Source organism: Pseudomonas sp. GM50 (assembly GCF_000282375.1).
GTDB lineage: Bacteria > Pseudomonadota > Gammaproteobacteria > Pseudomonadales > Pseudomonadaceae > Aquipseudomonas.
Window position 1 is genome coordinate 1 of record NZ_AKJK01000047.1, and the last position, 14,273, is coordinate 14,273.

The 14,273-nt window shown below is 59.9% G+C and carries 8 protein-coding genes; 2 read left to right on the top strand and 6 right to left on the bottom strand.

Features of this window, described 5'->3' with window-relative positions; genetic code table 11:
- Positions 1 to 70 precede the first annotated feature (70 nt).
- Positions 71 to 1,324 (bottom strand): serine hydroxymethyltransferase, encoded by a 1,254-nt coding sequence (gene glyA, locus PMI30_RS18725; RefSeq protein WP_008008672.1) that lies wholly within the window; start codon positions 1,322 to 1,324, stop codon positions 71 to 73.
- 220 nt (positions 1,325 to 1,544) lie between these two features.
- Positions 1,545 to 5,393: a bifunctional diguanylate cyclase/phosphodiesterase gene (locus PMI30_RS18720; protein ID WP_008008674.1), complete on the bottom strand. Its 3,849-nt coding sequence runs from the start codon at positions 5,391 to 5,393 to the stop codon at positions 1,545 to 1,547.
- Positions 5,394 to 5,947: 554 nt separating this feature from the next.
- Here PMI30_RS18720 and ettA point away from each other — a divergent pair.
- Positions 5,948 to 7,612: an energy-dependent translational throttle protein EttA gene (ettA, locus tag PMI30_RS18715; RefSeq protein WP_007897178.1), complete on the top strand. Its 1,665-nt coding sequence runs from the start codon at positions 5,948 to 5,950 to the stop codon at positions 7,610 to 7,612.
- A gap of 160 nt (positions 7,613 to 7,772) precedes the next feature.
- Here the strand turns inward: ettA and PMI30_RS18710 are convergent, their stop codons facing one another.
- From PMI30_RS18710 to PMI30_RS18695, 4 genes are all read right to left on the bottom strand, one after another.
- Positions 7,773 to 8,267 carry a GreA/GreB family elongation factor gene (locus PMI30_RS18710; protein ID WP_008008676.1) on the bottom strand — a complete coding sequence of 165 codons (495 nt, stop codon included), beginning with the start codon at positions 8,265 to 8,267 and terminating at the stop codon, positions 7,773 to 7,775.
- A 70-nt stretch (positions 8,268 to 8,337) separates the two neighbouring features.
- Complete coding sequence (locus PMI30_RS18705) at positions 8,338 to 8,694, bottom strand: hypothetical protein (RefSeq protein ID WP_008008678.1); 357 nt, start codon at positions 8,692 to 8,694, stop codon at positions 8,338 to 8,340.
- Between the two features lie 205 nt (positions 8,695 to 8,899).
- Positions 8,900 to 10,753 carry an Lnb N-terminal periplasmic domain-containing protein gene (locus PMI30_RS18700; protein ID WP_008008679.1) on the bottom strand — a complete coding sequence of 618 codons (1,854 nt, stop codon included), beginning with the start codon at positions 10,751 to 10,753 and terminating at the stop codon, positions 8,900 to 8,902.
- A gap of 105 nt (positions 10,754 to 10,858) precedes the next feature.
- On the bottom strand, positions 10,859 to 11,347 hold the full coding sequence (locus PMI30_RS18695; protein ID WP_008008680.1) for a DUF3015 domain-containing protein: 489 nt from the start codon (positions 11,345 to 11,347) through the stop codon (positions 10,859 to 10,861).
- Positions 11,348 to 11,624: 277 nt separating this feature from the next.
- Here PMI30_RS18695 and PMI30_RS18690 point away from each other — a divergent pair, with 277 nt between their 5' ends.
- Positions 11,625 to 14,063, top strand: a complete 2,439-nt coding sequence (locus PMI30_RS18690; RefSeq protein ID WP_008008682.1) for a Lon protease family protein — start codon at positions 11,625 to 11,627, stop codon at positions 14,061 to 14,063.
- The last annotated feature ends 210 nt before the right edge of the window (positions 14,064 to 14,273 follow it).

Genomic DNA, 14,273 nt, shown 5'->3' on the forward strand with positions numbered 1-14,273 from the left:
GGAGCTTGCAGACGAAAAAAAACCGGTCATCACTGACCGGTTTTTTCACTACTGCGGTTTAGCGGGGCAATTAAGCGCCGTATACCGGCAGCTTTTTGCAGATGGCCTTGACCTTCTCACGAACGGCGTCGATCACCGCTTCGTTGTTCAGATCCGCCAGGATGTCGCAGATCCAGCCGGCCAGCTCTTTGCACTCTGCTTCCTTGAAGCCGCGAGTGGTCACAGCCGGAGTACCGAAACGCAGACCGGAGGTGACGAACGGGGAGCGTGGATCGTTCGGTACCGAGTTCTTGTTTACGGTGATGAACGCTTTGCCCAGTGCGGCGTCGGCGTCTTTACCGGAGATTTCCTGCTTGATCAGCGACAGCAGGAACAGGTGGTTCTGAGTACCGCCCGACACCACGTCGAAACCGCGCTCGATGAACACGCCGGCCATGGCCTGGGCGTTTTTCACCACTTGTTGCTGGTAGGCCTTGAACTCAGGCTGCAGCGCTTCCTTGAAGCAGATCGCCTTGGCAGCGATCACGTGCTCCAGCGGGCCACCCTGGGCGCCCGGGAATACCGCGGAGTTCAGCTTCTTCTCGATGTCGGCGTTGGCGCGAGCCAGGATCAGGCCGCCACGTGGACCGCGCAGGGTCTTGTGCGTGGTGGTGGTCACGACGTCAGCGAATGGAACCGGGTTCGGGTAGACGCCAGCGGCGACCAGACCGGCCACGTGAGCCATGTCGACAAACAGGTAGGCACCGACTTTGTCTGCGATTTCGCGGAAACGCGGGAAATCGAGGATCTGCGAGTAGGCAGAGAAACCGGCCACGATCATTTTTGGCTTGTGCTCAACCGCCAGGCGCTCGACTTCGTCGTAGTCGATCAGGCCGTTGGCATCGATGCCGTACTGAACAGCGTTGTACAGCTTGCCCGAAGACGAAACGCTGGCACCGTGGGTCAGGTGACCACCGTGGGCCAGGCTCATGCCCAGGATGGTGTCGCCCGCTTGCAGCAGGGCGAGGTAAACGGCGCTGTTGGCTTGGGAGCCGGCGTGTGGCTGAACGTTGGCGTAATCGGCGCCGAACAGTTCTTTGGCGCGGTCGATGGCCAGTTGCTCAACCACGTCGACGAACTCGCAACCACCGTAGTAGCGCTTGCCCGGATAACCTTCGGCGTACTTGTTGGTCAGTACCGAGCCTTGAGCTTCCATCACCGCAGGGCTGGTGTAGTTTTCCGAAGCGATCAGCTCAATGTGTTCTTCCTGGCGCTGAGCTTCTTGCTCCATGGCGGCAAAAAGGTCGGCGTCGTACTTGGCAATAGTCAAATCACGGCTGAACATGGCGGTCCTCAAGGATCGGGGCAGAAAAGGGGGGCATTCTAACCCAATGGGTTTTAGATGGCATATGAAAGGACATCATGTCGCAGACAAGTGGTGTTCATGCGCAGGATTTGCGGTGTCTGTGCGGGCCTCTTCGCGGGCAAGCCTCGCTCCTACGGATAGCACCGTCTGTAGGAGCGAGGCTTGCCCGCGAAGGCGTCATGACAGGCGCCGCTGAGTCTCAATCAAACATGAACAACGCATCATTGCTGAACTGCGCCTCAAACCGACTCGCCGGCATTGGCCGGCCAAACAGATACCCCTGAACCTCATCGCAACCATGCTCACGCAGGAAGTCGAGTTGCTCGTGGGTTTCCACGCCTTCGGCGATTACCGCCAAGTTGAGGCTGTGGGCCATGGCGATGATCGCCCGGGCAATTTGTGCGTCCTGTTCCCCCGAGGGCAGGCCATCGACGAAAGTGCGGTCGATTTTCAGCACGTCGATCGGGAATTGCTTGAGGTAGTTGAGCGATGAATAGCCGGTGCCGAAGTCATCGACCGCAATGCTCAGGCCGAGGTTTTTCAACCCGGCGAGGATCTGCATCGCCTCGCTGACTTCACGCATCAGAATACTTTCGGTCAACTCCAGCTCCAGGCACGCCGGCGGCAGGCCGGTTTCCTTGAGAATGGTCGCGATCCGTGTGCCGAGCTGCCCGTCGGAGAACTGCCGGGCCGAAATGTTCACCGAGACCTTCGGCACCCGCACCTTGGCCTGATGCCAGGTCTTGAGCTGACGGCAGGCTTCGCTGATCACCCAGTCGCCGACATCCACCACCAACCCGAGCTCTTCGAGCACCGGAATGAAATCCCCCGGCGGCACCAGACCGCGGCGTGGGTGGCGCCAGCGCAGCAGGGCTTCGGCGCCGGTCAGACGCTTGCCGTCACCGCTGAATTGCGGCTGGTAGTACAGCACGAATTCGTTTTGTTCCAGGGCATGGCGCAAGTCGCTTTCCAGCTCCAGACGCTCCAGGGCGCTGGCGTTCATGTCGGCCTGATAGAACTGGAAGTTGTTTTTGCCGCGCTCCTTGGCGTGGTACATCGCCGTGTCGGCGTTCTTCATCAGCTGACTGAGTTCGCTGCCGTCCTGAGGGCTCAGGGCGATGCCGATACTGGCAGTGACAAAAAACTCGCGGCCTTCCAGCACGAACGGTTTCACCAGGCTGGCGAGGATCTGTTCGGCCACGTGAATCGCCCGGTTCAGCGCGATCTCCCGGTTGACCCGCGGTTGCAGCAGCAAAGTGAACTCATCACCCCCCATGCGTGCCACGGTGTCGTCATCGTCGACGCAACCAAGCAGGCGCGTGGCCATTTCCTTGAGCATACGGTCGCCGGCGGCGTGGCCCAGGGAGTCGTTGATCGGCTTGAAACGGTCCAGGTCGAGGAACATCAGCACCACCCAGGACTTCTGCCGTTCAGCCGATTGCAGCGCGGTGTGCAGGCGATCCTGGAACAGCGTGCGGTTGGGCAGGTGAGTCAGGGCGTCGTAATAGGCGAGGCGGTGAATCCGCTGCTCACTGGCCTTGCGTTCGCTGATGTCGCTGAAGAAACACACGTAGCTGGCCAGATCGCCTTCATCATCGAGTACTGCCGTAATCCCGACCCAGGCCGGGTAATGCTCGCCATTGCGTCGTTTGAGCCAGACTTCGCCTTCCCAGGTACTGTGCTGGTGCAATTGCTTGAGCACATAGCGCAGATGGGCTTCCTGCTGCTCATCGACAGTGAGCATGTTCGGCAATTGGTCGAGGACCTGGGCCACTGCATAGCCGCTGACGCGACTGAAAGCCTCGTTGGCCTGGACGATATAGCCGGCCGGGTCAGTGATCAGAATCGCCGAGGTCGAGTGCTCGAATACCGTGGCCGCCATGCGCAAGTCTTTCTCGGCCCGGCGTTGCTGGCTGATGTCGCGGCCGACCCCGAGCACGCCTTCGAAGGCACCGTGTTCGTCCCAGACCAGCACCAGACGCAACTCGATGGGGATCTTGCGTCCGTCAGCCCGCAGGCAGTCGAACAGAAACAGCTGGGTCTGCACCTGGCTGCGCAGCAGCGCCAGTTGCTCGGGCTTATCCAGCGCTTTGCTGACCCGGTCCATCAGGCTGTAGATGCCGGTCAGTTGTTGCGGGTTGGCGATGGTCGATTGCCAGCCGTTCTGGAATATCCAGTCGGCGTCGAAGCCCAGTACGGCTTGCACCGAGGGGCTGACGTAATTGAGCGCCATCTTGCTGTCGGTAGAGAAAATCACGTCGCTGATGCTTTCGGCGAGCATCCGGTAACGCTGCTCGCTGTCGCGCAGGGACTCGCTGGCTTCGATCTGCTCGGTGATGTCCTTGGCCACGCCAATGATGCGCGTGACCTGATCGTGTTTGTCCCGCGCCAGGGCCTGTTCGCGAATGTCGAAACGCCGCCATTTGCCATCGCGATGGCGGAAACGCAGCTGGCATTGCATCAGTTGGGTGTAACCCGCGTGACGTTGGGACTGGCGTGATCGGTGGTAGTAGTCGGCATCCTCGGGGTGCAACAGGATTTCCCAGAAATACTCGCCCATCTGGTGCAGTTCGGTGCGGTTGTAACCCAGCGTTTGCCCCAGGTGATGGTTGCTGAAGATCATCCGCTGGCTGACCACATCCTGCACATACAGATGATCCGGCACGGTGCGCACCACGTCCGACCAGAACCCTTCACGCTCCAGCAGCGACAATTCGATGAGCTTGCGACTGGTGATATCGCTGATGCTCAGGATCACCGCTTTGTAGTCGGCCTGATCTTCCGGCAGACGCAGTACCAGCCACAAATGCTGGTCGCGGCCATTGGCGTCCTGGAGTTTTATTTCCAGTTCAAGCTGTTTCTGCTGGTGCAACACCGCTTCGAGCACTTGATTGCCGATGGCCGTGCAGTCCAATGGGCAGCCGTCGATCAGCAATTTCCAGGCTTGATCGCAGGAATTGACATTGAGCAATTGCAGGGCGACCTGATTGACCTCGGTGATGCGCAGTTCCTGCAGCAGTTGCTGGCGTTGCTCCGGTGTCTCGAGCCAGGCCTTCAACTGCTCGCTGCTGTTGAGTTGAGCCTTGTCGAAGATGCTTTTGAGCCCGGACAGGTCGAGCACGCACAACGCAACGCCGGTGCCTTCGAAAATGTCCTGATAGCGTCGACGGCCTTCATGCAGTTGGCGTTGACGGCGACGAATGTTCAGCAGAGCGATGAACGGCAACAAGGAGAGGGCCAGACCCAGCAGGCATTTGCCGATGAACGCCGGCAGCAGTTGTTCGATCACCCGTTGCCGGTCGAACAGCCCGCGCAGTTGCCAATCGCTGCTGCTCAAGGGGATTGTCAGCACGCTGTTGGCCAGTTCGTCGGCTGTCAGCACGGCGGGTTTGGCCGAGGGCTGGGCGTCATCGCGGCTGATGATTTGATGATTGATGCGGTTTTCCACCAGCCACTGGGGGCGGATGCCGACGTCGGCCTGTTTGGTCAGTGAGGAGAAGAACGTTGGCGTCAGGCGCAGGACCCAATAGCCGCGGGTACTGCCGCTGGCCTGATGCAGCAGCAGGTGCACCACCGAACCGTCGTCGGCATTGCTGAAATAGTGGGCCTGGGCGCGGCTGCGTTGAACCAGTTCGCTCAGGTAATGGGCGTCCGGGCTGTCGGCGGCACTGTCGCTGAGGATTTTTCCGGAGGGACTGAGCAGTGCCAGGCTGCGCAGGTCGGGCAGCGATTGCTGCAGTTTGCGTAGCAACGCCTGCTGTTCGTCGGGACTTTGTGGTTGTTCGATGATCGGTAGCAGGTTAAGGGCGATCTGGGCATTGAGTGCCATGTTGAGGCTGACCTGCGAAGCCAGATCGGCGGAGTAGTCGATGGTGTACTGGCGCTGGTTTTTCTGGGTTTCGCGAAGCTGATCCAGCAGCTGCCAGAACAGCAGTGCGAGCAGCAACAGCACGAGGGTTGCCAGCGCGCCCTTCAAGGTTCCGCGCAGGGGTGAGCCGGTCGCAGGATTGAGTGCGCTCACGGACGATGGCGGAGTGACCTTGGACAAACTGTAATCCTGCGGTTTGGCTGGACTGGCGCGACGTGCACTATAAGCCGGACGCCCGAAGGGCGGCTAGCATGCCTTGAGTTGTGGCGAAGTGCCAGTCCCCGCTCGGCTGGACTGCCTTCTATCAATAAGGTAGCTTTGCCGGTTACGCGGGAGCGTTCCAGCTCCTAGGGGGCGTTCTCAATTAGTTTCACCGCCGCGCCGGGTCTGCTGTTGTGCAGGGCAAGGCGCGAGAAGCGTGGTTTGGTCATTCCAAATAAGCTTCGAGCAACGCAGCCCTGCACAACAGCAGGCCCGGCCCTTCGGGTTGTGCCTTAAAGCGGGCCAGGCTGCGTTGCAGGCCTTGGAAAGGGAACAACCATTCCCAGCGGCCTGCGCCTTGCCTGGCCCGCTTTAAGGCGACAACGCGGTGGCGAAACTAATTGAGAACGCCCCCTAGACTCAGGTTTTTTCAGCGCGCACGCCTTGATACCCATCAAACGAACGACGCGCATGGCCTGGCCGGGCATCGCCTGCGCTCCAATCATTCATCAGTCACTGACCCAAGGTTCTCCATGGCTCAATACGTCTTCACCATGCATCGGCTGGGCAAAGTTGTTCCGCCGAAGCGGGAAATCCTGAAAAACATTTCGCTGTCGTTCTTCCCTGGCGCCAAGATCGGCGTACTCGGTCTCAACGGTTCGGGTAAGTCCACGCTGCTGAAAATCATGGCCGGCGTCGATAAAGAGTTCGACGGTGAAGCCCGTCCGATGCCGGACCTGAACATTGGCTACCTGCCGCAGGAACCGATCCTGGACCCGACCAAGACCGTTCGTGAAGTGGTCGAGGAAGCGGTCAGCGTAATCAAGGACGCTCAGGCGCGCCTGGACGAGGTTTACGCGGCCTACGCTGAACCGGATGCAGACTTCGACAAACTGGCGGCAGAACAGGCCAAGCTTGAAGCCATCCTGCAAGCCAGCGACGGTCACAACCTGGATCGCCAACTGGAAGTCGCCGCCGATGCGCTGCGTCTGCCGGCGTGGGATGCCAAGGTCGAATTCCTGTCCGGTGGTGAAAAGCGTCGTGTGGCCCTGTGCCGCCTGCTGCTGTCCGCACCGGACATGCTGCTGCTCGACGAGCCGACCAACCACCTGGACGCCGATTCCGTCGCCTGGCTTGAGCACTTCCTGCACGATTTCCCGGGCACCGTGGTTGCGATCACGCACGACCGTTACTTCCTGGACAACGTCGCCGGCTGGATCCTCGAGCTCGACCGCGGCGCCGGTATCCCGTACGAGGGCAACTATTCGGGTTGGCTCGAAGCCAAGTCCGATCGTCTGGCGGCCGAATCCAAGCAGCAGTCGGCTCACGAAAAGGCCATGAAGGAAGAACTGGAGTGGGTGCGCAAAGGCGCCAAGGCCCGCCAGTCCAAATCCAAGGCTCGTCTGCAACGCTTCGAAGAAATGCAATCGCAGGAATTCCAGAAGCGCAGCGAAACCAACGAGATCTACATCCCGGCCGGTCCGCGCCTGGGCGACAAGGTCATCGAGTTCAAGAACGTCAGCAAGGGCTACGGCGATCGCGTGCTGATCGACAACCTGTCGTTCTCCATGCCTAAGGGCGCCATTGTTGGCGTGATCGGCGGTAACGGTGCCGGTAAATCGACCCTGTTCCGTATGCTGATGGGCAAGGAAACACCGGATTCGGGCTCCATCGAAGTCGGCGAAACCGTGCAACTGGCGTGCGTCGATCAGAGCCGTGAAGACCTGGATGGCAGCAAGACTGTGTTCCAGCAGATCTCCGATGGTTCCGATCAGATTCGCATCGGCAACTACGAAATCCCGTCGCGCACCTACGTCGGTCGCTTCAACTTCAAGGGTGGCGATCAGCAGAAGTTCGTCAAGGACCTGTCCGGTGGTGAGCGTGGTCGCTTGCACCTGGCCCTGACCCTGAAAGAGGGCGGCAACGTCCTTCTGCTCGACGAACCGTCCAACGACCTCGACGTTGAAACCCTGCGTTCCCTGGAAGAAGCCTTGCTGGACTTCCCGGGCGCCGCCATTGTGATCTCTCACGATCGGTGGTTCCTTGACCGCGTCGCGACTCACATCCTGGCGTACGAAGACGACTCGCAAGCGGTGTTCTTCGAAGGCAACTACACCGAGTACGAAGCCGATCGCAAGAAACGCCTCGGCGAAGCGGCTTCCCAGCCGCACCGCGTACGGCACAAGAAACTGGCCTGATTTCAGGTTGGTCGCATAGCAAAAACGGAGCCTTCGGGGCTCCGTTTTTTTATGGGTATTCAGCAAGACCGAGTCGCGTCCTTCGCGGGCAAGCCTCGCTCCTACAGAAGAATTGCACGACCTGTAGGAGCGAGGCTTGCCCGCGAAGGCGTCATCGAGTTCACCCAATCTCTATGGCCAACACCTCAATCACCAAATCCCCCGCCGGTCGCTTCCACAGCACTTCATCGCCCACCTGCGCCCCAAGCAACGCCCGCCCCAGCGGCGAACTCCAATTGATCAAGCCATGGGTGGCATCCGCCTGGTCTTCTCCGACCAATTGCACGCGCTGCTCATGATCGTGTTCGTCGGCAAAGGTCACCCAGTTGCCGATCTGCACTTTGTCGGTCGAGAAGGCTTGGGCGACCACCTGGGCGCTTTGCAGGCGTTGCTTGAAGTAGCGCCAGTCGCGATCGAGGTCGGCCTGGCGCTGCTTATCGGCCAGCTCACCTTTGGCGCTTTCCTCATCAATCAGTTTTTGCAGTTCGGCGACTTTCGCCTGAAGCTGCGCCAGGCCCACTGGCGTGACGTAATTGGGCTGCGCGCTGACCTGCCGTTCGACTGGCTGATCGGCTTGCGCGGCGGCGTTATCTTCATTGACGAAGGCGCGACTCATGCTGTTCTCCCGTTATAGGGTTTGGGCCATGGTCGCAGGCTTTAAGTTTCGACGAATGTCTGTAAGCGACTTATTGCGAGCGATAGGCTCGCGCGGCGTCCCTGTCTTTCTCTTGTTGCCAGGCCCGTTCGCGCTCGTCCCAATGGCGGTCCTTGTACTCGTTACGATCCTCGTTTTCACGCATGGCCTGGCACTGACGGAAGCCATCGGTCCAGCCTTCGGCGTATTGCTTGTCCTTGAGGTAACGCGGGACATTTTTGCGAAACTCACCGGTGATCGCCCCGGCGGCTTGCCGGCCACTAATGCAACCGTCATCGAAGCCATCGGCGAACGCCGGCGGATAACCCTTGGCGATCAGATCCTCGTGGGTCGATTGGCACCCCGTGATCACTACCAATAACCCCAACACACCCACGCAACGCCACATCTCGGACTCCCGAGCCGTTCAACGGTCTCTAAGGGAAGTTTAGAAGCGGATTTGTCGGGTGTATGTGAAAGGCTTGTGATTAATCTGTGGGGTAGCGCAGATCCGTTGTGGGAGCGAGCCTGCTCGCGATGGCGGTGGAACAGGCAGCATGGATGTTGAATGTGATGGCCTCATCGCGAGCAGGCTCGCTCCCACAGGGGGCAGATCAATAGTGATACCACTTCACCTCAAGCATCACTTCGTTTTCGGGCGAAGCCAGGTGGCTGAATTCGCGTTGGGCACTCAGGCGCACCCCAAGATTGCGCGACAATTCCCACTGCTGATTCAGGCTCACACTCCGGCGCACCTCGCCATTGGTGAAGTAATCACCCTTGGCCTCCAGGCTGAAATTGCCCAGCGGGTTTTTCCACAGCAGGCCGCTGTTAAAGCCCGCCGCCGGAGCGATGAAGCCCGCGAAGTCGTTGTTATGCTCAACACGCACGGTGCCCAAGGCGAAACCGAGCATGTCGTCGCCCAGTTGCCAGGTCCCGCCGCCACCGCCATTGACATGGCTGACCAGGGTTTCGTCGTCATGCTTGCCCGGTACGCGCTCCAGGCCGCCGGTGACTTGCCACGACAGCGGTTGCAACAACTCATTGCGCGGAGTCAGCGAGCGGATGGTCGCCAGGTCCAGTTGCTGCAACTGCCAGTCATTGCCTTCGTATTGACGCAGCTTCATCTGCAGAATTTCGATCTGCGCACCAAGGGGGAAGCTTTCCATGTTGTCATTGAGGTCGTGATAGGCCATGCGCAGGCCATATTCGCCGAAGGCTTTGTCGCCTCGGGTGCCGATGCCGGCCTGCCAGGTACGGGATTCGTGACCGTCCTCGGGCAAGCCGGGTTGTGGAATTTCCAGCTCCGGGGGCGGGTTTTGATTGATTGCGCGCAGCAATTCGAAACTGCGTTGAGCCCGTTGCGGGTCACGCTCCTGACCATTGGCGCGATAACGCTCCAGACGATAAGCCGCATCGATGATCAACGCCTGACGGTCGCGAGGTAGAGCCTTGAACGCCGGAGTCTGCAATTGCGTCTGATCGGCGCTGACTTTCAGCACCCATTCCTGCTCTTCAACGGTTAATGGCTCGGCGCGGCTCAGCAGTTCACGCTCACGGGACGGGCGATACTCGATCGATTCCACCAGTCCGGCTTCTTTCACCGCTTTGACCGTGTCGGTGGGGATGGCCGTCAACGGGAATTGCTCGGTCAACTTCAGGCTCGGCCGCGCTACCTGCAGCAACTCAAGCAGGCGGTAGGAGCAGTTTTCGTCGAAGAAGAAGTAGTCGAACTGGATCTGCTTGAGTTCCCAGACGTGTTCGACCATACGCTCGGTTTCCTGCTGGGTCAGGTTCAGGCGGTATTCCCAGAGGTCGCGGTTCTCGAGGCTGCGGTATTCCGAGAGTTTTTCCTGATACGGCACCAGCGCGAACAGCCCGGGATAACCGCCCATCAAGCCTTTCCAGGCGTAAAGAATGCTGTTGTCCGAACCTTCGATGTAGGCGCCGAAGTTGATCGCGTAACTGAGCAGCGACGTCTTGTCGCTCTGCACATTGGCCTGATCGATGCGCAGCAAGGTGTGGCCAAACATCGACGATGGGCTGTTCAGGTAGGCCGCCGGGAAAATCATCACCGCGCTGTGGGGCGAAACATCCTTGAACCATTGCTTGAACTCGGCACAGTCCGGTGTCGGCAGATCGCTCAGCGCAAGTTGCGCCTTGAGCCAGCGGGTGCGGGCCGGATAGACGCATTGGGCATGCTGCTCGCCGGCGCTGGCCGGGGCGTACAGTGCCTGCACGGTCGCTGCCAGTTCGCGGTCGGGGTGTTGATTGCCATCGGGGGCGAGAAAGAATTTCTTGTCGCTGACATAGCTGCGCCAGCCACCGAGCTTGGCGGTTTCGTAATGACCCAGGGAAATCCAGAAGGGGTCGTTGGCCAGTTGCTGCAAACGTTGATTGTCGATGTGTGGCGCGGCGGACAGCGGGGCGCAGACACAGAGCGCCAGCCAGGCAAGGCGTTTGAGCATAGTGAGCAACTTAAGTCGAAAGAAACAAAGACCCAAAGGGGCAGGCCAAAAGGGCCAGGTCCAAAAAACAAAACCCGCTCCCCGAAAGGAGCGGGCCGGTCGAGCTTAAGCTTGAGTAGCGTACTTGGCCAGACGAGGGTCGCTTTTCAGCACGGCCAGGGTGTTGGTATGCACGTCATCAGCGGTCACGTCAACTTTGCTGAAGATTTGCTGGAAGTGCTGATGAGTCACAGCGGCGAAATGCGCACGGTCTTCCGGCGCCACGCCCAGTACCACGGCGTAAGTGGTCAGCGCTTCGCCCTGACCCTTGGCCATGTCTTCGGACAGCTCGTTCATCATGCCATTCATGGCGATCCAGGATTTGCCGCCATAGGTCAGCGACGCATTGGTCGAGCAACCGTTGGTGCCGGAGGTCATACCGAACGTTGCGTTACCGGAAGTGCCGTTGGTGGTGGATGCCAGGAAGTGTGCCGGGGTGCCACGCTGACCTTCGAACAGCATGTTGCCCCAACCGCAGTCCGGACCGCCTGGCGCCTGAGCCATGGCGTTGATGGATACAGCGGTGAAGAGAGTACCGAGAAGAATCCGTTTCATAGCTATGTTCTCTTTGTGTGCATACCAATGGACAAGGGTGCTGGCCCCTAATGGTGCCAGTGGGCCGGTTATTAGTTCCAGCCGCGCAGCTTGGAGTTTAGGCAGGTTCCGGGGGTTCCGTAATCTTTTGCGAAACATTCCTTGAAAACACTGATTTTGAGCCGCTCGGCCCGGGGCTGACGCTTTGTCTAGACTTTGGCTTGAGGCGCGCCTTGCCAGTGAGGTACGGGCAGCGCCAGAATGCCGCTATCTGCCCCGCCTGATGTAAGGAAGCCCGATGCCTGATCCTGTTGCTGCCAGCTTGCGTCTAGCGCCTGAAGCGCTGACCCGTCCGTTTTCCGCTGAACAGTTCAGCTTCTCTACCACCAATGATCTGGAGCCCTTCCGCGGTGTGCTTGGCCAGGAACGCGCGGTCGAAGCCTTGCAGTTCGGTGTGGCCATGCCACGCCCCGGTTACAACGTATTCGTCATGGGCGAGCCCGGCACCGGCCGGTTTTCGTTCGTCAAACGCTACCTCAAGGCCGAAGGCAAGCGCCTGCAGACCCCGGCGGACTGGGTTTACGTCAATAATTTCGATGAGCCGCGCGAGCCTCGTGCGTTGGAATTGCCGTCGGGCACCGCCGGTGCCTTCATCGGCGACATCAACGGTTTGATCGACAACCTGCTGGCGACCTTTCCGGCGGTGTTCGAGCACCCGTCCTATCAGCAGAAGAAAAGCGCCATCGACCGCGCTTTCAACCAGCGTTATGACCGTGCACTGGATGTGATCGAGCGTCTGGCGCTGGAGAAAGAGGTCGCGCTCTACCGCGACAGCAGCAACATCGCCTTCACCCCGATGAGCGAAGGCAAGGCACTGGATGAGGCTGAGTTCGCCCAGTTGCCGGAAGCCGAGCGCGAACGCTTTCACGAGGACATTTCCGGGCTGGAAGAGCGATTGAACGAAGAGCTCGCCAGCCTTCCGCAATGGAAGCGCGAGTCGAGCAATCAACTGCGTCAGCTCAACGAAGAAACCATCACCCTGGCCTTGCAGCCATTGCTCGCGCCGTTGTCGGAAAAATACGCGGAAAACGCCGGCGTTTGCGGTTACCTGCAAGCGATGCAGGTGTACCTGCTCAAGACGGTGGTCGAGCAACTGGTGGACGACAGCAAGACCGACGCCATCGCCCGCAAATTGCTCGAAGAGCAATACGCCCCGAGCCTGGTGGTCGGTCATCCGTTCAGCGGCGGCGCGCCCGTGGTGTTCGAGCCGCACCCGACCTACGACAACCTGTTCGGCCGCATTGAATACAGCACCGATCAGGGTGCGCTCTACACCACCTATCGGCAGCTGCGACCGGGTGCGCTGCACCGGGCCAACGGCGGTTTCCTGATTCTCGAAGCGGAAAAAATGCTCAGCGAGCCTTTTGTCTGGGATGCGCTCAAGCGCGCCATACAATCGCGCAAGCTGAAAATGGAATCACCACTGGGTGAGTTGGGCCGTCTGGCCACCGTGACGCTGACACCGCAACACATTCCGTTGCAGGTCAAAGTCGTCATCATCGGCGCCCGACAGCTCTACTACACGTTGCAAGACCTCGATCCGGACTTCCAGGAGATGTTCCGTGTCCTGGTGGATTTCGACGAAGACATCCCTATGGTCGACGAGAGCCTGGAGCAATTCGCCCAATTGCTCAAAACTCGTACGTCCGAGGAAGGCATGGCACCGCTGACCGCCGATGCGGTGGCGCGCCTGGCGACTTACAGCGCGCGTCTGGCAGAACATCAGGGCCGTCTGTCGGCGCGGATCGGCGATCTGTTCCAACTGGTCAGCGAGGCGGATTTCATTCGCGACCTGGCGGGCGACGACATGACCGACGCCGGGCACATCGAGCGTGCGCTCAAGGCCAAGGCCACCCGCACCGGGCGCGTTTCGGCGCGGATTCTCGATGACATGCTGGCGGGGATCATCCTGATCGACACCGATGGCGCGGCGGTCGGCAAGTGCAACGGGTTGACGGTACTGGAAGTCGGCGATTCGGCCTTCGGGGTGCCGGCGCGGATTTCCGCCACGGTTTATCCGGGCGGCAGCGGCATCGTCGACATCGAGCGCGAGGTCAACCTCGGCCAGCCGATTCACTCCAAAGGCGTGATGATCCTCACCGGGTATCTGGGCAGCCGTTATGCCCAGGAATTCCCGCTGGCGATTTCCGCGAGTATCGCTCTGGAGCAGTCCTACGGTTATGTCGACGGTGACAGCGCGTCTCTTGGCGAAGCGTGCACGCTGATCTCGGCCTTGTCGAAAACCCCGCTCAAGCAGTGCTTCGCGATTACCGGCTCGATCAATCAGTTCGGTGAAGTGCAGGCGGTGGGTGGGGTCAACGAGAAGATCGAAGGTTTCTTCCGACTCTGCGAAGCCCGTGGTTTGACGGGGGAGCAAGGGGCGATCATTCCTCAGGCCAACGTTGCCACGCTGATGCTCGACGAGAAGGTATTGGCGGCGGTGCGGGCGGGGCAGTTCCATGTCTACGCAGTGCGCCAGGCCGACGAGGCCTTGAGCCTGTTGGTCGGCGAGCCGGCCGGTGCACCGGATGAAAATGGCGCATTCCCTGAAGGCAGCATCAACGCGCGGGTAGTGGAACGCTTGCGGGTGATTGCGGAAATGATCAGCGAGGAAGACCTCAAGGAAGCCGAAAAGGAGTTGGCGCAGGAAGCAATGCTGGAAATCAAACCGGCCTGAGTTGTCCGCCAAAAGTAGCAAGCTTCCTGTGGCGAGGGGGCTTGCTGTGGCGAGGGGGCTTGCCCCCGTTCGGCTGCGAAGCAGTCGTAAACGATGGATACGGTGTTTCTAATCAACCGCTTCAGCCGCTTTCGGGGCCGCTTCGCGGCCCAACGGGGGCAAGCCCCCTCGCCACAATTATGGCGTCAATATTCACACGGTGACCACTCG